This window comes from Pilimelia columellifera subsp. columellifera (assembly GCF_039532605.1).
GTDB lineage: Bacteria > Actinomycetota > Actinomycetes > Mycobacteriales > Micromonosporaceae > Pilimelia > Pilimelia columellifera.
On record NZ_BAAARY010000003.1, the window covers coordinates 201,318 to 219,981 of the forward strand.

The window sequence follows — 18,664 nt, forward strand, 5'->3', positions numbered from 1 at the left end:
AACCGCGCCGGGCGTCAGCTGGTCGATGGCGCTGGCGCTGGCGATCCAGGGGGAGCGGGCGACGGCGAGGCTGTCGGGCTGACGCTGGGCGTGGGCGGGCTGGTCGGGGTGGCGCTGGGCGAGGCTGTCGGGCCCGGGTTGGGCGAGGGGAGATCGCGATCGGTCGGGACCTCGTCCGTCGGGGGCCTGGTCGGCGTCGGCACGCCGACGCCGCCGGGCAGTGAACGGTCGGGCCCCGGCGGCGCCGCGTCGCCGCCCGCTCTGGCGGCGGCGGTCGCGGGGCGGATGAGCGCCGCCGAGGACCGGGTCTGGGGCGGCGTAGCCACCGCGCCGCCGCTGCCGGCGGGCGCCCGGGCGCTGCCACTGTCGGCAGCGTCGCCGGTCGGCTCGACGACCACCGGGGGCGCCGGCGGCTCGCCCTGGGCCTGGACGACGGTCGACTGACCGGGCCGGACGGTGTCGAACGTGGGGCCGAGCCCGGCGGCGGCCAGGAGGCACAGCGCGCCTAGCCCGGCGCCGGAGAGAGCGAGGCGACGACTGCGTCGCCGGCTGCGCGCGGCGGCCTCGGCGAGATCGTCCTGGTCGGTGTCGAGCAGCGCGTCGATAGTCACCATTCGGGAATCGCCGGCGTCCGGCGGGGCCGGAACGGCGATGTCGATGGCGGCGCGAGTGGGGCTGCCCGCTGCCTGAGATGACATGGAGTCACTAAAGCACGAAGGGCCTCGATAATCGAGATCCATAAATGGTTCAGGTGTTCTGAGCTGGCAATAAGTCGTGCAAATCGCCGCTCGGGCGGGATGGTCGCGTCTGGATTTAGCCCTGAATTGCCTACGCTGAGTGACTGATCCACTATGGACTGACTAGCCGAGAGTGCCGGATCAGAAATTTATTGATAATTACTATCTAGGGCATATATGCGGAGATATTGCGATGGAAGGTAGAACCAGCGCCAACCGAAGGTTCAAGCGCGAGTAACATTCGCAACTGAAGCCGACTGTGAGTGACCGATGTAGTGGGTGGCAACCTACGCCGCTCGCCAAACCGACGCCGAGGGGGCCGCCGTGTCCGCGCCAACACTTCCGCAACACCCCACGGTCCTCGTCTTCGACGACGAGGACGATCTTCGTGACGTGATGTGCCGGATGCTGGAGCGCCGTGGGTTCACGACGCTCTCAGCCGGCGATGTCGATGACGCCGTCGCGGTCTGCAAGGACCACGAGGGCGAGATCCATGTTCTGCTCGCCGACCTCGGCATGCCGGACGCCATCGGCGTCGGCGTCGCCCGGCAGTCCCGCGAGGTCCGGCCCGACCTGCGGGTGCTCTACGTCTCCGGCCTGCCTAAGGAGGCGGCCGTGCGGCAGGGGCTGCTCGACGACGCCGACACCGTCCTGCAGAAGCCCTTCACCACCGACAGCCTGGTCTCGGCCGTCCGGAACGCGCTCGACGAGTGACCCCGGCGACTGGCGGGCGATCGCCCCAAGTCGCCTCCGCCGCCGGCCGAGATGGCGTTGGCTTAGTGGGTCCGGCGCCCACGGGGACAGGAGGCACAGGTGGAGGATTTCGGCGAGATCGTCCAGGAGTTCCTCGTGGAGAGCCACGAGAACCTGGACCAGCTCGACAGCGACCTGGTGACGCTCGAACGTGATCCACAGTCACGCGAGCTCCTGTCCAGCATCTTCCGCACCATCCACACCATCAAGGGCACCAGCGGCTTCCTGGCCTTCGGCCGGCTGGAGACACTGGCCCACGCCGGGGAGTCCCTGCTCTCGCGGCTGCGCGACGGCGTCCAGCCGGTCACCCAGGAGACCATCAGCACGCTGCTGGCGATGCTCGACGGCGTCCGGGCGTTGCTGGCCACCATCGAGGAGACCGGCGCCGAGGGGGACGTCCCCGTCGAGGAGATCATCGCGCGGGTCAATCGGCAGATCGCCGCCGCCAAGCCGGCCGCCGCCAAGCCGGCCGCCGCCAAGCCCAGCGCCGGCAAGGCATCCCGCGGGAAGGCCGTCAAGACCAGCCGCAAGGCCGTCAAGACCACCGCCCCGGCCGAAACCGCCCCCGCGGAGGCCAGCGCCGCGGCGCCCCACGATGCCGCGGAGCCCGACGCCCGCCGGCCGATCGGGGAGCTGCTCGTCGAGGGCGGCGGGGCAGTCGACACTGACGTCAACTGGGCGTTGCAGAAGCAGAATGCCGGCGACGAGCGTCCGCTGGGGTCGATCCTGCTCGACGAGGGCAAGACCAACACCGGCGCGGTCAACGAGGCGCTCGCTGCCCAGGGCAGGCGCGCGGTCGCCGACAGCAGCATCCGCGTCGACGTCGACCTGCTCGACGCGCTCATGAACCTCGTCGGCGAGCTGGTCCTGGTCCGCAACCAGCTGGTGCGGGCCGCCGATGAGGCGGACGACCCGGTGATCGTGCGCACCACCCAGCGGCTCAACCTCATCACTAGCGAGCTGCAAGAGGGCATTATGAAAACCCGGATGCAGCCCATCGAGCAGCTGTGGATGAAGCTGCCCCGGGTCGTGCGGGACCTCAGCAACGCCTGCGGCAAGCAGGTCAAGGTCCGGATGGTCGGCGCCGAGACCGAGCTGGACCGCAGCCTGCTGGAGGCGGTCAAGGACCCGCTGACCCACCTGGTGCGCAACGCCGTCGACCACGGCATCGAGGACTTGTCGCAGCGGGCCGCCGCGGGCAAACCCGCCGAAGGCGTCCTGACCCTGCGCGCCTACCACGAGAGCGGACACGTCACCGTCGAGGTCACCGACGATGGCTCCGGGATCAACGTGGAGAAGGTGCGGGCCAAGGCCGTCGAGCGTGGGGTCGTCGGCGCCGACGAGGCGGCCCGGATGGAGCCACGCGAGGTGATGATGCAGGTTTTCCAGCCGGGCTTCTCGACCGCCGACCAGGTGACCAACGTCTCCGGCCGCGGCGTCGGGATGGACGTGGTCAAGACCAACATCGAGCGGATCGGCGGAGCGATCGATGTCGAGTCGACCCTGGGCGAGGGCACCACCTGGCGGCTCACCATCCCGCTGACCCTGGCGATCATCCAGGCGTTGACCATCGAGAGCGGCGGCGAGCGGTACGTCGTGCCGCAGGTCGCCGTGCACGAGCTGGTCTACATCGACGGCGCCCAGACCCGGATCGAGTACGTCTCCGGGGCCCCGGTGTACCGGCTGCGCGGCAAGCTGCTGCCGCTGGTGCGCCTGGACACCGCGCTCGGGCGTCCGACCTCCTCGGGCGACGAGGGCGTCTACATCGTGGTGCTCCAGGGCGACGGCCGCCGGTTCGGCGTCGTGGTCGACCGGGTGCTCAACACCGAGGAGGTCGTCGTCAAGGCGTTGACCGCCCGCTTCAAGGAGCTGGGCGTCTACGCGGGAGCGACGATCCTCGGCGACGGCAAGGTCGCGCTGATCCTGGATGTCGCGTCGCTGGCGCGCCGGTCCCGGCTGTCGCCCGCCTCCGAGCGGGCGGTCGAGGCCGAGGAGCCCGCGACGCCGGTCGGCGGGGCCGTCGACCGGCTGCTCATCACCACGGTCGGCGCCCGGCGGGTGGCGATCCCGCTGGACACGGTGACCAGGCTGGAGGAGTTCGCGGCGGACAAGCTGGAGTGGGTCGGCAACCGCGAGGTGGTCCAGTACCGGGGTCGCATCCTGCCGCTGGTCCGGCTCTCGGCCCTGCTGGGCGTGGGCATGGCCGAGCAGGGCGAGGCGGTCTCGGCGGTCGTCTACACCCAGGCCGGGCGCAGCGTGGCCCTGGTGGTCGACACGATCGTCGACATCGTGGAGAGCTCGGCCGACGAGCGGGGCGAGCTGGACGACGACGGGCTCATCGGCTCGACGGTGGTGGCCCAACGGGTCACCGAGCTGCTGGACGTACGTCGGGCGATCCTGGCCGCCGACCCGCACTTCTACACCGAGTCCGACAGCGCTCTCGTGGAGGCCTGATGGCGACGCGTCAGTACGCCACCTTCGAGGTGGAGGGCGCCCTGTTCGGGATCGGGGTCGAGCACGTCCAGGAGGTGCTGTCGTTCTCCGAGTACACGACGGTGCCGCTGGCCCCGGCAACCATCGGGGGCCTGTTCAACCTGCGCGGCCAGGTGATCGCCGCCGTTGACCTGCGGGTCCGGCTCGGCCTGCCCAGGCACGCCATGGACGGCCCGGTCATGAACGTCATCCTGCGCGGCGACGAGGAGCCGGTGAGCCTGTTGGTGGACCGGATCGGCGAGGTGATCGAGCTGGACGCCGACCAGTTCGAGCCGCCGCCGGACACGTTGGCCGGCCCGGCCCGGGAACTGGTGCTGGGCACGTTCAAGGTGGGCGACCGCCTGATGCTGGCGCTGGACGTCGACGCCGCGGTCGACACCAACGCCCCCACCGCGGCCTGAACGGGTCGGCCGATGTACAGCCTGGTGAGCGCGTCCGTCCTCGGCTTCGACCTGACCCGACTGCCCGGCGGCGAGGCGGTCGCCGAGGTGCTGCTGCGGGCGTTGACCCTGCGCGCTGACGACCTGCCGGTGCTGGCCGCGCAGTTGCCGGCCGCGGATGACCGGGCCGGGCTGTGGGCGGACGTGCAGCGGGCGGCGTCGCAGGTCCCTACGGTGCGTGACGTGGGCGTGGGGGAACTGACCATCGGCACGCTCGCCGGCATCCGCCGGGCCCCGATCGGCACCGTCGACGGGTTGTTGACCTGCCTGCGGCACGACATTCTGTCGTGGACCTGGATCGGTGCGGGCAGAACGGCAAGGCAGGCCCCGGACGCCGCGGCGGCCACCTCGGTGCTCTGCGACGCGGCCGTCGCCGGCTACCTGCGCGACCTGCTGTCGGTCGACGCCCGCCGCCGCCTGGCCGCCCCGTGGGTGCGGGCCAGGCGCAAGCTCGCCGACCCGCCGCCGGTGGACCTGGGCCCGCACCACGGCGCGGTCGACGGCCTGCTGGGCCAGGTGCGGGCGATGCCGCCGTCAGCGGCCCGACGGCTGTCGCGGGCGGTGGACGAGTACCGCCGCAGCGACCCCAACGGGTGGGCGGCGTCGGTGCACTCCGCCTCGTGGGCCGCCTACCTGTCCGACCGGGTGCGCACCGCCGCGGCCGCGCAGCTGCTGCTGGTGCAGGCGCTGGACACCAGCGCGGTGTCGGCGCACGACCGGGCCGCCGGCGTCTGGAACCTGCTCAGCGGCGCCGCCCAGGCGCTGGTGGTGCGGGATCTGCTGGACACCCAGGCGGCGCACCGCCTGGTGGCCCCGGTGCTGTCGGTGTTCGGCCCGGCCTGGCTGCCCGAGCCCCGCGACAACCGGATGTGACGGCGCCGAGGCGGCAGGCGATTTGCGTCAGTCGGCGGACCGGTCAGCCGATAGAACGGCGACGCTCACGCTGCCATGGAAGGCGGATTTGATGGTTTCGGTGCTCGTGGTCGATGACTCGGTAGTCGTCCGACGGCTCATCCAGGACGCGTTGTCGGGCCTCCCCGACATCACCGTGGTCGGCACCGCGGCGAACGGCCGCCTCGCCGTCGAGCGGGTCGAGCAACTGCGCCCCGACGTGGTGACGATGGACATCGAGATGCCGGTGATGAACGGGATCGACGCCGTCCGGGAGCTGCGCCGCCGCCACCAGCGCGTCCCAGTGATCATGTTCAGCACGTTGACCGCCGCGGGCGCCACCGCGACCCTGGACGCCCTCGCCGCCGGCGCCTCGGACTACGTCACCAAGCCCTCCAACACCGGTAGCGTCGTCGCCTCAATCGAGGCCGTCCGGGAGCAGCTGGTGCCGCGAATCCGGGCCCTGTGCGCCCGCCGGACAGCGGGCTCCGGCCGCCCCGCCCCGGGCGCCCCGCGCCCGGCGGGCAGTCCACCGTCGCCCGCCCGGCCCGGCATCTCGGCCGCGATGCGGACCCGTCCGCAGGTCGACCCGCGCCCGGCGCCGCCACGGGCCCCCACAGCCACGCCACGCCCCGTGCCCACCGGCCGGATCGACGTGCTCGCTGTCGGCTGCTCCACCGGCGGACCGGAGGCTCTGGCCGCGGTCCTCGGCGCGCTCCCGGGCGCCCTGGCTGTGCCGGTGGTCGTCGTCCAGCACATGCCGCCGCTGTTCACCAAAATGTTCGCCGACCGCCTGGACCGCACCCTGCCGCTGTCGGTCCACGAGGCCAGCGACGGCCGGCCGCTGCTGCCCGGGCATGTCTACATCGCTCCCGGCGACCGGCATCTGACCGTCGTCCGTTCGGGGGTGGAGGTGGTCACCAGGCTCACCGGCTCACCGCCGGAGAACTCGTGCCGGCCCGCGGTAGACGTGCTGTTCCGCTCCGTCGCCCAGGCGTACGGCCGGTCGGCGCTCGCGGCCGTCCTCACCGGAATGGGGCACGACGGCCGGGAAGGGGCCCGGACGATGCGGGCCGCCGGGGCGGCGATCGTGGCCCAGGACGAGCCGACCTCGGTGGTGTGGGGGATGCCCGGCGCGGTGGTCGGCGCGGCGCTCGCCGACGTTGTCCTGCCGATCGACCGGATCGGTCCGCATCTGGCCGCGCGCGCGGCCGGCGGTCGGGCGCCGTCCCGGATCGCGGTGTCCCGATGACGACGTTGGCGCCCACCGAGTTCGCGTACGTTGCCGACCTGCTGCGCCGTGAGTCGTCGATCGTGTTGGGTCCGGGCAAGGAGTACCTGGTGTTGGCGCGGTTGCTGCCGCTGGCTCGCGAGGCCGGGGTGGCGACGGTGGGTGACCTGTTGGTCAGGGTCCGGCAACGCAACGACCGCGCCTCGATCCAGTCGATCATCGACGCGCTGACCACGAACGAGACGTCCTGGTTCCGCGACCAGGCGCCGTACCAGGCCCTCACCAGCCATGTGCTGCCCAAGCTTGTCGCTGAGCGCGGCCACCACCGGCACCTGCGGGTCTGGTCGGCCGCCTGTTCCAGCGGACAGGAGACCTACAGCCTGGCGATCACGATGCAGGAGTTTCTGCCGGCCGGCTGGACGTACGAGATCTTCGCCAGCGACATCTCGGCCGACATGATCGAGCGGTCGCAGGGCGGGAAGTACAGCCAGATCGAGGTCAGCCGGGGGTTGCCGGCGCGGATGCTGGTCGACTACTTCGAGCGCGAGGGCGCACACTGGCGGGTCGCCGCGAAGCTGCGTCGCAACATCAGTTTCCAGCGGCTGAACCTGGCCGGGCCGCCGCCGCCGATGGCCCCGTTCGACCTGGTGTTTCTTCGCAACGTTCTCATCTACTTCGACATGGGTGTGAAGCGGACGGTGTTGCAGAACATCGGCCGGCTCATGCGTCCGGACGCGTACCTGTTCCTCGGCGCCGCGGAGTCGACCATCGGCATCGACGACAGCTTCGAGCGAGCCCCGGCTGGTTCGACGTTCGCCTACCAGCTTCGCAGGTCGACGCCGACGAACGGCAGCGGAGTGAGGTAGGAGAGCTTGGCTCGGCGTCGGAGCGCACGAATACCTGATCAAGCCACGTACCGAACGGAGCAGCGTAATGTCTGACTCGCCGGGTTTCGTCGAGCCCAACGACATTGACCTCAAGGAGATGGTCGACCAGGTCTGGGAGTCCTACCTGGACCCGGATGGCTCGGCCCCGTTGCTCATGACCGGCGCCGGACCGGACCGCTTCGACGCTCAGGCGTCGGTGTCGATCACCGGCAGTTGGCACGGGCACGTCGTCTTCGCCTGTAGCGTCCCGGCAGCGAAGCTGGCTGCCGCGACGTTCCTGGCGATACCGCCGGAAGAGGTCACCGAGGACGACCTCGCCGATACGCTCGGTGAGCTGGCCAACATCGTCGGCGGCAACGTCAAGAGCATGCTGCCGACCGGTTGCTTCGTGTCGCTGCCGCACGTCCTGTTGGCGCCCGGAGCGTTGTCCAAGTGGCCCGGCGTGGTCAGGGTCTGCGATCTGGTCGGTGAGTGGCAGGGGGAGCCGGTTTCGGTCTCCATGTGGCAGGAGAAGCGGGAAGGTTAGGGACGACAATGAAGATCCTCATCGCGGACGACAGCCGGGTCATGCGCCAGATCGTCACCCGCACGCTGCGTCAGGCCGGATTCGGCGACCACGACCTGGTCGAGGCCGCGGACGGCAGGCAGGCCTACGAGATGGTCGTCAACGAGCATCCCGATCTGGTGATCTCAGACTGGAACATGCCGGAGCTGACCGGCGTCGAGGTGCTCCAGCGGCTGCGCGCCACCGGCGACAGGGTGCGCTTCGGCTTCGTCACCTCCGAGTGCACTCCGGAGATGCAGGAGCAAGCGGAAGCCGCGGGGGCCGAGTTCTTCATCGTCAAGCCGTTCACCGCCGAGCGGTTCGGCGAGGTCTTCGCCCCGATCCTCGGGTGAGCGGTTCGGCGCGCCGCCAACTGGCTCTGGCCATGGGTTAGGCCTGGTTTGAGCGGGTATATCCCTGGTATGACGGTGACCCTGCCAGGCCTCCTGCCGGTGCGAGCCATGATCGAAGACCTGATGGGTCGCCAGGTGGACGTCACCCCGGGCGACCCGTTCAAGACCGACGACCTGCCGTCGTCGGTGGTGGCTCTCTACGCCGACGACATGAAGAAGCTGGTAGCCGTCATCGGGCTGGATCTGCCGCTGGCCGCCTACGCCGGCGCCGCCCTAGGCCTGATGCCCGTCGGCGGCGCCGAGGACGCCGTCACCGACAGGAAGCTGTCGCCGGCCCTGCTGGAGAACGTCAGCGAGCTGTGCAACATCCTCGCCGGGCTCCTCAACCGCGAGGGCGGACCGCACGTCAGGCTGCACCAGGTCGTCGCCCCGGGCGACAGCCTCCCCAACGACGCCGCCGCCTACCTGTTGGCGGTGGGGCGCCGGCTCGACGTCAACGTCACGATCTCCCGCTACGGCGGCGGCCGGTTGGCGATCGCGCTGGCCGAGTAGCCGCCGGTCAGCTCCAGCTACGGCCGGTCAACCGCTCGTAGACCTCGATGTAGCGCGCCCTGGTCGCCGCGATGACCTCCTCGGGGACGACCGGCGCCGGCGGCGTGCGGTCCCAACCGGCGTTTGTCGCCCAGTCCCGGACGATCTGCTTGTCGAACGAAGGCTGCGGACCGCCCGGCGCCCAACCCTCCGTCGGCCAGAACCGGGACGAGTCCGACGTCAACACCTCGTCGCCGAGGGTGAGCGTGCCGTCGGGCCCCCAGCCCAGCTCCAGCTTCGTGTCCGCCACGATGACGCCCCGTGCGGCGGCGATCTGCACGCCCCGGCGGTAGACGTCCAACGTGATCTCACGCAACCGCTCCGCCGTCTGCGCTCCGACCTGCGCGGCGACCTGCGCGAACGTGATCGCCTCGTCGTGGTCCCCAACGGCGGCCTTGGTCGTGGGGGTGAAGATCGGCTCGGGCAGCCGCGAGCCGTCGACCAGCCCCGGCGGCAGCGCCACCCCGCACACCGACTGCGTCCGCCGGTACTCGGCCAGGCCGGACCCGGTCAGGTAGCCACGGGCGACGCACTCCACCGGAACCATCCGCAGCCGTCGGCAGCGGATGGCCCGGCCGGCGAACTCCGCGGGCACCTCGGTGGCCGAGACGACGTGGTTCGGGACGAGGTCGGCGAGCTGCTCGAACCACCACAGCGACAGCTGCGTCAGCAGCCGACCCTTGTCCGGGATCGGGGTGGGGAGCACCACGTCGTAGATCGAGAGGCGGTCGGAGGCGACCAGGACGAGGTCGTCGCCGTCGGCGTACACGTCCCGCACCTTGCCCGAATGCAGCAGCTCCACGACCCGTCCCTCCGACGCCGGCAACGCGGCTGAACCTACCGTCCGGCGGTCGGCGCGCTGATCACGGGTCAGTTGGGCTCAGCCAGCGCGTCCTCGTCGGCGGACTGGTCCGTGGCGCGTCGGCCCGGGACGGCCCGGTCGGCCTCCGGCCGGTGTCCGTATCCGGCGGTGACGAAGCGCAGCGCCGTCAGCATGATCATCGAGACCGGGACAGCGATCAGGAACGTGATCAACGCGGTGTCGACCTCCTGTTGCCCGGTGGCGACCATGAAGAAGGCTGGCGAGGCCAACGCCAGAGCGAGCCAGAGCGCGGCAGGGCGAATCATGAGTCCTCCTCGGGGGTGGCGCCGCGGCGGCGGCGACGGCGGGGCTTGGGGGCGGCGCCGACCCGGTCGGCCAGCAGGGCCGCCCAGGCGTGACTGGTGGCCGGCGCCCCGTCGAGCAGGGCGACCGGCAGGCCGAGACCGAGCACGCTCGCCGGGTCGGCGGTGGTGGCTAACCCGTACGCGGCCAGCGCGTCCACCTCGCCCATCGACGTCAGGTGGGCGGCGGTGTCGGCGGACTTGCGGGTGGCGTCGATGACCGCCCAGACGTCGGAGGCGTCCAGGGCTGTGCAGATCTTGCTGGCCCAGCCCCCGGGACGTCCGGTGAGCGGCACGTCGACCACGACGATGTGCGGGCTGTCCGCCGCCCGCAGGCTCTGCGCCTTCTTCGCGGCCTGGCCCGCGTCGGCGATCCGCCGGGAGGCGTGCAGCCCGGTGCCGACCAGGCTGTCGGCCACCACATACATCCGGCTCGGGCCGATCCGTAGCCGCTCGGCGATGTCGCGGGCCGCCGACATCGCCGCCGGGAGCTCGCCCAGCAGCACCAGGACATCGCCCGGGGCGGTCGGTAGGCCCGGCGCCGGCGGGATCGTCGCCAGCGACTGAAGAGCGGCCGGGTAGAGCTCGGCGGCGGTGCTGTGTCGGGCCATCGCCGCCGGCACGCCGAGCTGTTCCAGGAGGCCGGCGCAGGGCGCGGCGCCGTCCGCTGCCGGAGTCGGGGTCGGAGCAGCGACCGGGGCGGCAGCTGGAGCCGGGCCGGGGTCAGGCGCCGGGCGCGGGGTCGGGGTGGGGTCAGGAAGGTCGGTGATCGTGGCAGTGGGCTGGTCCGACGCGCCGGACCCGTCCGCCGGCGCCGTGAGGTCGTCCTTGAGGCCGCCGCGCAGTCCGGCAAGCACCTCGGCGAAACCGGGATTGGCGGTGGAGACCAGGCCGGCCCGCGCCGGCGGTCCGACGGTCTCGCCGGGCTGGGCCGACTTCGTGGTGGGCTCGGCCGGAGGGGCGCTCGGAGCGTCCGCGCTCGCGGCTCCTCCGGACGTCGTCAGGTTCGCCGGCCAACCGGTCCCGCCCATGGTGTTGGCCGGTCGCCAACCGGCGGTCGGGGGCGTCGGAAGACCCGCTGGCCGGGCCGGCGCGGGCGGCTCAGCCGGACCCGGCGCGGTGGCCGGCGTGGGCGGCTTGTCCGGGGTCGGCAGCCGACGGAAGCGGTCCTGGCTCGCCTCGACAAGCGCGAGCAGGCCGTCGGAGGGACCGTCGGACCCGCCCACAGCGCCAGCGCCCGGGCCACTGGGACCGGCGGGCCGGGCCTTGACGTCGGCGGTGTCGTCGATCTCGATGGAGATCTCGTAGTGCTCCCGGGTGAAGAACCCGCCGAGTCCGCCGCGACGCACCTTGTCAGCTGAGATGATCCGGGCGGCCGGGCCGTACTCCTCGCGCACCTGCGCCAGCAGCGGCTCGATCGCCGGACCCTCAAGCAGCACCCGCGTAGGCACCGCCGACCACCCCAATCGTCTCGATCTGCGCGGTCGCCCCGGACAGCTCCGAGTACGACAGCACGGCCTCGTCCCGGGCCCCGGCGCGCAGCAGTCGCCGCAGCGCCGGCCGCAGCTGCGGCGAGCAGGCCAGCACCGGGGCGATCCCCTGCTCCTCGGCCGCGGTCGACAGCCGGGTGACGTCGGCGACGAGCGCCTCCGCGTGCTGGCTGTCGATGGCGAGGAACGTGCCGCCCTCGCCCGGGCGCAGCGCCTCCAGTAACGCGTGTTCCAGTTGCGGGTCGATCGTGATGACGGCCAGCGATCCCCGCACCGAGTGCTGGGAGGCGATCGCCGGGCCGAGCGCGGCCCGAGCCGACTCGACCAACCCATCGTGCTCCGGCGAGAGCTTCGCGCGCAGCGAGAGCGCCTCAAAAATCCGAACAAGATCCCGGATCGGCACGTTCTCGTCCAGCAGCGACTGGAGCACCTTCTGCACCTGACCGAGGCTGAGCAGGGACGGGGTGAGCTCCTCGACGACCACCGGGTGCGAGCGCTTGACCATCTCGACCAGCGCCCGGACGTCCTCGCGGCCCAGCAGCCGGCTGGCGTTGGCCCGGACGACCTCGGCCAGGTGCGTGATGATCACTGACGCCCGGTCGACCACCGTCGCGCCGGTCATCTCGGCCTGGTGGTGCAGCTCAGCCGGAACCCACTTGCCGGCCAGCCCGAAGACCGGCTCGACGCCGGCGCGGCCGGGCAGGCCGTTGAGGCCGTCGCCGATCGCCAGGACGGTGCCGGGCGGGGCATGCCCGTTGGCGGTGTCGATGCCGCTGATCCGGATGGCGTAGCCGGACAGGGGCAGGTCCAGGTCGTCGCGGGTACGCACCGGCGGCATGACGATGCCCAACTCCAGCGCCATCTTGCGACGCAGGGCGCGGACCCGGTCGAGCAGGTCGCCGCTGGTCGGGTCGACCAGGTCGACCAGGTCGGGCGCCAACGCCAGCTCCAGCGGGTCGACGCGCATCTCGCCGATGAGGCTCTCTGGCGAGTCCGGGGACGGTCGGTCCGCAGCCTCGTCCTCGACAGGCGCCGGGGCCGGGGGCTTGATCCGCTGGGCAGCGAACAGGATGCCGCCGCCGACCAGCAGGAACGGGAACATCGGCAGGCCGGGAATGAGCATGAGCGCCAGGGCGGCGCCACCGCCGATCTGAAGCGCGATCTTGTGCCGGCCGAGCTGGGCGGTGACGCTGGAGCCCAGGTCGCCTTCGTCGGCGGAGCGGGTCACGATGAGGCCGGTGGCCACCGACATGAGCAGCGCGGGGATCTGGGAGACCAGGCCGTCGCCGACGGTCAGCAGCGAGTAGGTCTCGATCGCCTCCTGCGGCGAGAGGCCCTTCTGCAGCATGCCGACGGCGAAACCGCCGATGAGGTTGATCGCGGTGATGATGATGGCGGCGATCGCGTCGCCCTTGACGAACTTGCTGGCGCCGTCCATCGCGCCGTAGAAGTCGGCCTCGGAGGAGACCTCGATCCGGCGGCGCTTGGCCTCGGCGTCGTCGATGAGGCCGGCGTTGAGGTCGGCGTCGATCGCCATCTGCTTACCGGGCATCGCGTCGAGGGTGAACCGGGCGCCGACCTCGGCGACCCGCTCGGCGCCCTTGGTGACAACGACGATCTGCACGATGATCAGGATCAGGAAGATGACGAGGCCGACGACGAGCGAGCCACCGACGACGAAGTGCCCGAACGCGTCGATCACCTTGCCGGCGAAGCCGTCGGTGAGCACGAGTCGGGTGGCGCTGATGTTGAGCGCCAGCCGGAACAGGGTGGCGACCAGCAGCAGTCCGGGAAAGACCGAGAAGTCCAGCGGCTTCTGCACGAACATGCTGACCAGCAGGATCAGCAGCGCGCCGGTGATGTTGAGGGCGATGAGGATGTCGAGCAGGAAGCTCGGCAACGGCACCACCATCATGACGATGATCATGATGACGCCGACCGGCACGACATACTGGCTCAGACGCTTGGTGTCCACCAGCACCTTTCCGTAGCTGTCCCCGGGCTGATCCGTGCCCGTGGTTCGCGCCGTCCTGGCATGAGTCATCATCGGCCGATGGCCGGTGACGATGAGCGTTCCGTGGTGCCCCGTCCCGCGGGCATCCGACGGCCGGCCCCGATGACGCGGGCTGACCGGCGGCAGCTGACTCCCGCGGCGTCAGTTCAGAATCCACGTACGGCGGAACAGACCGGGATCGTCCCGGTTGCGAACCAGGTGCGGCCTCGCTGGCTGGTCAGGCGAGACACGGTTCAGCGCCCTGGCCCCCGCCACGAGGACGGCTGGGCGCTGATGCGCCGGCAGTGGAAGTATCCGGACGGGCGAATCGAAACGGACCGATTTCGCCGGCGCCCCATCGGCGTCTCATGCTGGTCGGACCTACTGGCGACCGTCGGGTGGCGCCTGCTGCGCCTCAGCGCCGACGGCATCGCCAACGACCCGGCCCACGCCAGCGGACACGTCGGCGCATCACGATGGCGCCGCGTTCGGCGTCGAGCACGGAGGGGCTGATTACAGTGAGTTGATGCGCGAAACGCCCCAGGAACTCGCCGAGCTCCAGGCCCTGCTCGACGTATCGCTGTCCCGCTCCACCGCCCACCTCCGGTCGATCTTCACCGACCGGACGATGACAGCCGAGCAGCTCACTGAGATCCTCGGCGGCATGTGCACCCTCGCCCTGTCCACCGTGACGGCCAGCGGCGAGCCGCGGATCAGCGGCGTGGACGGGCATTTCCTGCACGGCAGGTGGGTCTTCGGCACGGCGCGCACCGCCGCCAAGGCACGCCACCTCGCCGCCCGGCCCGCCGCCAGCGTCGCGCACCTGCGCGGCGAGGATCTCGGTGTGTTCACGCACGGGACGGTCGAGACCCTCAACCCGGCGAACGGCGAGCCGGCCGCGGACTGGCCGGACCTGCTCGCCTACCTCAAGGACTTCTACGGCGACGACCTGTTCGACTGGGACACCGAGGTCGTCTACTACCGACTGCGGCCACACTGGATGACGGTCTACGCCCCCGATGTCGCGAAACTCATGGTCGAGTCCGGGTAGCACGCCGCCGTCGCCACGCCAGCCCGGCCCAGGAGCCGACGACCAGGACGCCCACCGCCAGTTGTGCCGCGGCGGCGTGTCGTCGCGGGTACACCACGCCCTCGATGTAGTGGTCGATGAAGCCGCCTGGCGGCAACGCCGCCTCCCCGCCCCGCGCCCGGGCCCAGTTCTCCAGCCGGGTGAGCGGGCAGTCCCAGCCGACCAGCACGATACCCAGCGCCCACGCCGCTGCTGCCAGATGCGGCCAGAACAGCCGGGGCCACCGCCAGGTCAGAAAACCGCCGACGGTGACGTAGGCCAGGAAGCCGAAATGCGCAGTCATCGCGGCGTCGGCAAGTAGCCGGTACACCATGTCGCGGCCTCCCCGGGCGCCGCTGCCCGCAGGTCGGGACCGTCTGCGCTGCCCGCAGCTCGGGACCGTCTGCCGGGCTCGGCTACCCGCCGTCCCGGCTACCCGTCGACGGTTGGGCGAAACGGCCCGGCGCCGCCCCGGGTGCCCGCCCTACGCGGGAACGAGCGCGGGGTCGATATTGCTGGGCGTCGGGGCCTTGTGCGTGCCGGCGGCCGAGCCCTTGGCCTTGAGGCTCATGACGAACGCGAGCACCTTGGCGACCGCGCCGTAGAACTGCGGCGGGATCTCCTGCCCGATCTCGCAGTTGGCGTGCAGCGCCCGCGCCAGCGGCACGTCCTGGACCATCGGGATCCGGTGCTCGGCGGCCTTCTCGCGGATCTTGGTGGCGATGTTGCCGGCGCCCTTGGCGAGCAGCTTCGGGGCGCCGTTCTCCGGGTCGTACCGCAGCGCCACCGCGACGTGCGTCGGGTTGACCAGGACGACGTCGGCCTTGGCCAGGTCGGACATCATCCGGTTGCGGGCCATGGCGAGCTGACGCGAGCGGATCTGGCCCTTGAGCTGCGGGTCGCCGTCGCTCTTCTTGTGCTCGTCCTTGACTTCCTGCTTGGTCATCCGCAGTTGCTTGTTGGTGCGCTTCTTGACGACGAAGAAGTCGGCGGCCGCCATCACCAAACCCGCCACCGCGGCGGACTGGATGAGGGTGACGATCGCCTTGGTGATCGTCCCGAGCAGGCTGGCCAGCGGAAGCGAGCCGGAGTACATGAGCAGCGGCAGCAGGTCCTTGACCGTGTAGTACAGCACGATGCCCAGGACGATCGTCTTGATCAGCGCCTTGGCGCCTTCCCACCACGCCTGGGGGCCGAACTTCTGCTTCGCGCCCTTCCACGGGTTGAGCCGGCTGAACTTCGGCATGAACAGCTTGGAGGCCACCCGGATGCCGCCCTGGGCGGCGAAGCCGCCGACGCCCAGGACCATCAGCGCCGCGGCGAGCGGCCCGACCGCCACGGCGACGGCGAGCAGCGCCTCTTTCATGAGCGTGCCGGTGACGGTGAGGGTGGGGTTCTCGATGACCGCCGGGATCTTGGTGAAGATCTCGGTGGCCTTCTCCAGGCCCTTTTCCATGGTCATCGGGACGAGGATGCTGGCGGCCAGCATGCCGATCCAGGCGCCCAGGTCGGGCGTCTTGCCGATCTGGCCTTCCTGGCGGGCTTTCTTGAGTTTCTGGGGTGTTGGCTCCTCGGTCTTCTCGCCGGCCACCTACCTCACCCCCCGGCGATTCCGACGACCGCCTTGGTCGCCGTCTCGATGAGGCCGTCGAGGGCGCGCGGCAGCACCGCGATCGCCGTCCCGGCTAGGCTCAGAGTGAGGAAGATCTTGGCGGGGAAGCCGAGGCCGAAGGCGTTGAGCGCCGGGGCGACCCGGTTGAGCAGCCCGAGCGCGACGTCGGCCAGGAACAGCACCGCGATGAGCGGACCGGCGATCTGCACCGCGGACATGAACATCTCCCCGATGCCCTCGGAGAGGAGCCGGCCGAGTTTGTCCAGCGACAGCGTGCCGGTCAGCGGCAGCGTCTTGTACGAGTTGAGGAAGCCGCGCAGCACCATCTGGTGCCCGTCGCTGGCGAACAGCAGGGTGACCGCGATGAGGTTGTAGAACCGGCCGAACACCGAGGTGGACGTCTGAGACAGCGGGTCGAAGGCGAACGCCAGCGAGAAACCGCCGAACAGGTCGATCATGTCGCCGGCGGCCTGCACGGCGGCGAAGAACAGCGCCGTGATGAAGCCCAGCGCCGCGCCGACGACGACCTGCTCGGCGGAGCTGACCAGGATCGCGTCGACCTCGGCGGCCGGCACGTTCTTGGCCAGCGTCGGCGTCATCGGCAGGGCCAGCGCCAGCGCCAGCAGGGCTTTCACCGGCGCGGGAATGATCCTGGTGTTGAACGGCGGCGAGATGACCAGCCAGGCCGAGGCCCGCATGGTGCCCAGCAGCAGGGCCAGCAGCGTGGCGGTCGAGAAGTCCAGCGCCACAGATCAGCCGCTTCCGAGCAGCGTCGGGATCTGGTCGAACAGCTGCTGCGTGAAGGCGATCATCTCGTGCAGCATCCAGTTGCCGCTGACCAGCAGGGCGATGCCGACGCCGACGGCCTTGGGCACGAACGACAGGGTCGCTTCCTGGATCTGGGTGACGGACTGGAACAGCGATACGGCGAAGCCGATCAGCAGCGCGGTGAGCAGGATCGGCGCGCACAGCTTGGCCGCGATGGTCATGGCCTGTAGGCCCAGCGTAATGATCATGTTGTCGGTCATCGGGTTCCCCTCGGGTGGCGTCAATAGCTGGACACGAGGGCGGTGACGATGAGTCCCCACCCGTTGACCATCACGAACAGCAGCAGTTTGAACGGCAACGACACGGTCACCGGCGGGAGCATCATCATGCCCAGCGACATCAGTGACGCCGAGACCACCATGTCGATCACCAGGAACGGAATGAAGATGACGAAGCCGATGATGAACGCCGACCGCAGCTCGGAGATCACGAACGCCGGGATGAGCGTGGTCAGCTCGACGTCCTCGGGCTTGCCCGGCCGGGGCCGGTCGGCCACCTTGGTCAGCAGCGCGATCTCGTCCTCACGAGTCTGCTTGAGCATGAACTCGCGCAGCGGCTCGATGCCGGTCTTGAACGCCTGCGCCTGGGTCACCTCGCCTTTGAGATAGGGCTGGACGCCCTTGTCGTTCATCTCCGACAGCACCGGGCCCATGATGAACAGGCTCAGGAACAGCGCGAGCCCGGCCAGCACCTGGTTGGGCGGGACGGTGGTCAGTCCCAGCGCGTTACGGGTGATGCCCAGCACCACGAAGATCTTGGTGAACGCGGTGCACATGAGCAGCAGCGCCGGCGCCACCGACAGCACGGTCAGTCCGAGCAGGATCACGATGGAGCTGGACGGCTTGCGGACCTTGCCGCCGGGGGCGGCCGGGTCGCCCGTGCCGCCGATGTCGATGGAGATCCCGCCGTCGTCGATCGTCGCCGGGTCGCCGGGGGCCGCGAGCGCGGCCGGTGCGGCGGCGGCCGCGGCGAGCGCGGCAGGTGCGGCGGCCGCCGGGGCGGCCGATCCGATGAGGACGATCAGGGCCAGGCCGATGCTGGCGAGCAGCGCCTTGAGCGCCTGGCCCATCAACGACGGACCGTCCGCTCGCGCAGCACGCTGACAGCCTGTCGCCAGGTGCCGGGGGACAGGACCGATCCGGCCAGCGGGCCGGCGAGCGCGGTGTCGCCGTTGCCGTTGGTCATTGCGGCTCCTCCGTGGTGTCCGTTGACGAGTCCGTTGAGCGGGTCGTGTCCGTTGAGCCGGGGGAGCTCGTCGCCGCCGATGCGGGCGACCGGGATGACGGTGGTGAGCGGGATCTGTTCCCGCTGCTCGGCCGGGGCCGTGTCGGCGGTCAACGCCGCCAGGTCGGCCTCGCCGAGCAAGGTCACCTGGTTGTCGGTGACCCCGATGATGAGGGCCTGGTCGAGAACCTTGACGACGGCGACCGAGGCGGAGCGGCTGAGTTGGGCCCGGGTGAGCACCGTCAGCGCCCCGACGCCACGCGAGCGCAGCGGACGCTTAGCCATTTTTGCCATGGCCCACATGAGGCCGAAGACCACGAGCAGCGAGAAGATGACCTGAAAAGTCAGTCCCAGCACCTAGCCG

Annotated in this window: 21 protein-coding genes; 10 read left to right on the forward strand and 11 right to left on the reverse strand. The window is 70.8% G+C overall.

What is annotated here, in order from left to right:
- Positions 1-14: 14 nt before the first annotated feature.
- Positions 15-698: a hypothetical protein gene (locus ABD287_RS05320; RefSeq protein ID WP_344169122.1), complete on the reverse strand. Its 684-nt coding sequence runs from the start codon at positions 696-698 to the stop codon at positions 15-17.
- Between the two features lie 363 nt (positions 699-1,061).
- Between ABD287_RS05320 and ABD287_RS05325 the strand changes: the two genes are divergently transcribed.
- From ABD287_RS05325 to ABD287_RS05365, 9 genes are all read left to right on the forward strand, one after another.
- Complete coding sequence (locus ABD287_RS05325; protein WP_344169125.1) at positions 1,062-1,451, forward strand: response regulator; 390 nt, start codon at positions 1,062-1,064, stop codon at positions 1,449-1,451.
- A gap of 99 nt (positions 1,452-1,550) precedes the next feature.
- On the forward strand, positions 1,551-3,944 hold the full coding sequence (locus ABD287_RS05330; protein WP_344169127.1) for a chemotaxis protein CheW: 2,394 nt from the start codon (positions 1,551-1,553) through the stop codon (positions 3,942-3,944).
- Positions 3,944-4,384, forward strand: a complete 441-nt coding sequence (locus tag ABD287_RS05335; RefSeq protein ID WP_344169129.1) for a chemotaxis protein CheW — start codon at positions 3,944-3,946, stop codon at positions 4,382-4,384. Before ABD287_RS05330 ends, ABD287_RS05335 begins: the two co-directional genes overlap by 1 nt.
- Positions 4,385-4,396: 12 nt before the next feature.
- Positions 4,397-5,296 (forward strand): hypothetical protein, encoded by a 900-nt coding sequence (locus ABD287_RS05340; RefSeq protein ID WP_344169131.1) that lies wholly within the window; start codon positions 4,397-4,399, stop codon positions 5,294-5,296.
- Positions 5,297-5,387: 91 nt separating this feature from the next.
- Complete coding sequence (locus tag ABD287_RS05345; RefSeq protein WP_344169133.1) at positions 5,388-6,566, forward strand: protein-glutamate methylesterase/protein-glutamine glutaminase; 1,179 nt, start codon at positions 5,388-5,390, stop codon at positions 6,564-6,566.
- Positions 6,563-7,411, forward strand: coding sequence for a CheR family methyltransferase (locus tag ABD287_RS05350; RefSeq protein ID WP_344169136.1), 849 nt, complete (start codon positions 6,563-6,565; stop codon positions 7,409-7,411). The genes ABD287_RS05345 and ABD287_RS05350 overlap by 4 nt, the downstream gene beginning before the upstream one ends.
- A 67-nt stretch (positions 7,412-7,478) precedes the next feature.
- A complete protein-coding gene (locus tag ABD287_RS05355) occupies positions 7,479-7,958 on the forward strand; it encodes a chemotaxis protein CheX (protein ID WP_344169139.1) in 480 nt (159 codons plus the stop codon).
- A gap of 8 nt (positions 7,959-7,966) precedes the next feature.
- Positions 7,967-8,329, forward strand: coding sequence for a response regulator (locus ABD287_RS05360; protein WP_344169142.1), 363 nt, complete (start codon positions 7,967-7,969; stop codon positions 8,327-8,329).
- A gap of 108 nt (positions 8,330-8,437) precedes the next feature.
- The gene (locus ABD287_RS05365) at positions 8,438-8,881 is read left to right on the forward strand and encodes a hypothetical protein (RefSeq protein WP_344169145.1); all 444 of its coding nucleotides are present in this window, start codon (positions 8,438-8,440) and stop codon (positions 8,879-8,881) included.
- 7 nt (positions 8,882-8,888) lie between these two features.
- On the opposite strand, the gene ABD287_RS05370 is transcribed toward ABD287_RS05365, so the two are convergent.
- The 4 genes from ABD287_RS05370 to flhA all read right to left on the reverse strand — a co-directional run bounded on the left by ABD287_RS05370 (position 8,889) and on the right by flhA (position 13,549).
- Positions 8,889-9,722, reverse strand: a complete 834-nt coding sequence (locus ABD287_RS05370; RefSeq protein WP_344169148.1) for a phosphoribosylaminoimidazolesuccinocarboxamide synthase — start codon at positions 9,720-9,722, stop codon at positions 8,889-8,891.
- Positions 9,723-9,790: 68 nt separating this feature from the next.
- Positions 9,791-10,048 carry a hypothetical protein gene (locus ABD287_RS05375; RefSeq protein WP_344169151.1) on the reverse strand — a complete coding sequence of 86 codons (258 nt, stop codon included), beginning with the start codon at positions 10,046-10,048 and terminating at the stop codon, positions 9,791-9,793.
- Positions 10,045-11,535, reverse strand: coding sequence for a hypothetical protein (locus ABD287_RS05380; RefSeq protein WP_344169154.1), 1,491 nt, complete (start codon positions 11,533-11,535; stop codon positions 10,045-10,047). Before ABD287_RS05380 ends, ABD287_RS05375 begins: the two co-directional genes overlap by 4 nt.
- Positions 11,513-13,549: a flagellar biosynthesis protein FlhA gene (flhA, locus tag ABD287_RS05385; RefSeq protein WP_344169157.1), complete on the reverse strand. Its 2,037-nt coding sequence runs from the start codon at positions 13,547-13,549 to the stop codon at positions 11,513-11,515. Before flhA ends, ABD287_RS05380 begins: the two co-directional genes overlap by 23 nt.
- Positions 13,550-14,093: 544 nt before the next feature.
- On the opposite strand from flhA, the gene ABD287_RS05390 reads away from it, so the two are divergent.
- Complete coding sequence (locus ABD287_RS05390; RefSeq protein ID WP_344169160.1) at positions 14,094-14,618, forward strand: pyridoxamine 5'-phosphate oxidase family protein; 525 nt, start codon at positions 14,094-14,096, stop codon at positions 14,616-14,618.
- Here ABD287_RS05390 and ABD287_RS05395 read toward each other — a convergent pair.
- From ABD287_RS05395 to ABD287_RS05420, 6 genes are all read right to left on the reverse strand, one after another.
- Positions 14,599-14,970, reverse strand: coding sequence for a DUF2784 domain-containing protein (locus ABD287_RS05395; RefSeq protein ID WP_344169163.1), 372 nt, complete (start codon positions 14,968-14,970; stop codon positions 14,599-14,601). The two genes, ABD287_RS05390 and ABD287_RS05395, sit on opposite strands and share 20 nt — an antisense overlap.
- Positions 14,971-15,120: 150 nt before the next feature.
- A complete protein-coding gene (locus ABD287_RS05400; RefSeq protein WP_344169166.1) occupies positions 15,121-16,227 on the reverse strand; it encodes an EscU/YscU/HrcU family type III secretion system export apparatus switch protein in 1,107 nt (368 codons plus the stop codon).
- 5 nt (positions 16,228-16,232) lie between these two features.
- Entirely contained in the window at positions 16,233-16,997 is a 765-nt protein-coding gene (gene fliR, locus ABD287_RS05405) for a flagellar biosynthetic protein FliR (RefSeq protein ID WP_344169169.1), read from the reverse strand.
- Between the two features lie 3 nt (positions 16,998-17,000).
- On the reverse strand, positions 17,001-17,276 hold the full coding sequence (gene fliQ / locus ABD287_RS05410) for a flagellar biosynthesis protein FliQ (protein WP_344169172.1): 276 nt from the start codon (positions 17,274-17,276) through the stop codon (positions 17,001-17,003).
- Positions 17,277-17,296: 20 nt separating this feature from the next.
- Entirely contained in the window at positions 17,297-18,145 is an 849-nt protein-coding gene (gene fliP, locus ABD287_RS05415) for a flagellar type III secretion system pore protein FliP (protein ID WP_344169175.1), read from the reverse strand.
- Positions 18,145-18,657: a FliO/MopB family protein gene (locus tag ABD287_RS05420; RefSeq protein WP_344169178.1), complete on the reverse strand. Its 513-nt coding sequence runs from the start codon at positions 18,655-18,657 to the stop codon at positions 18,145-18,147. Before ABD287_RS05420 ends, fliP begins: the two co-directional genes overlap by 1 nt.
- Between the last annotated feature and the right edge of the window lie 7 nt (positions 18,658-18,664).

What these genes read in the sequence shown, in the direction of transcription:
- ABD287_RS05320 (WP_344169122.1), bottom strand. Translation starts at nt 698, where the DNA reads ATGTCATCTCAGGCAGCGGGCAGCCCCACTCGCGCCGCCATCGACATC.
- ABD287_RS05355 (WP_344169139.1), top strand. Translation starts at nt 7,479, where the DNA reads ATGTCTGACTCGCCGGGTTTCGTCGAGCCCAACGACATTGACCTCAAG.
- ABD287_RS05390 (WP_344169160.1), top strand. Translation starts at nt 14,094, where the DNA reads ATGCGCGAAACGCCCCAGGAACTCGCCGAGCTCCAGGCCCTGCTCGAC.
- ABD287_RS05350 (WP_344169136.1), top strand. Translation starts at nt 6,563, where the DNA reads ATGACGACGTTGGCGCCCACCGAGTTCGCGTACGTTGCCGACCTGCTG.
- ABD287_RS05345 (WP_344169133.1), top strand. Translation starts at nt 5,388, where the DNA reads ATGGTTTCGGTGCTCGTGGTCGATGACTCGGTAGTCGTCCGACGGCTC.
- ABD287_RS05375 (WP_344169151.1), bottom strand. Translation starts at nt 10,048, where the DNA reads ATGATTCGCCCTGCCGCGCTCTGGCTCGCTCTGGCGTTGGCCTCGCCA.
- ABD287_RS05360 (WP_344169142.1), top strand. Translation starts at nt 7,967, where the DNA reads ATGAAGATCCTCATCGCGGACGACAGCCGGGTCATGCGCCAGATCGTC.
- ABD287_RS05335 (WP_344169129.1), top strand. Translation starts at nt 3,944, where the DNA reads ATGGCGACGCGTCAGTACGCCACCTTCGAGGTGGAGGGCGCCCTGTTC.
- ABD287_RS05340 (WP_344169131.1), top strand. Translation starts at nt 4,397, where the DNA reads ATGTACAGCCTGGTGAGCGCGTCCGTCCTCGGCTTCGACCTGACCCGA.
- fliQ (WP_344169172.1), bottom strand. Translation starts at nt 17,276, where the DNA reads ATGACCGACAACATGATCATTACGCTGGGCCTACAGGCCATGACCATC.
- ABD287_RS05395 (WP_344169163.1), bottom strand. Translation starts at nt 14,970, where the DNA reads ATGGTGTACCGGCTACTTGCCGACGCCGCGATGACTGCGCATTTCGGC.
- fliP (WP_344169175.1), bottom strand. Translation starts at nt 18,145, where the DNA reads ATGGGCCAGGCGCTCAAGGCGCTGCTCGCCAGCATCGGCCTGGCCCTG.
- ABD287_RS05365 (WP_344169145.1), top strand. Translation starts at nt 8,438, where the DNA reads ATGATCGAAGACCTGATGGGTCGCCAGGTGGACGTCACCCCGGGCGAC.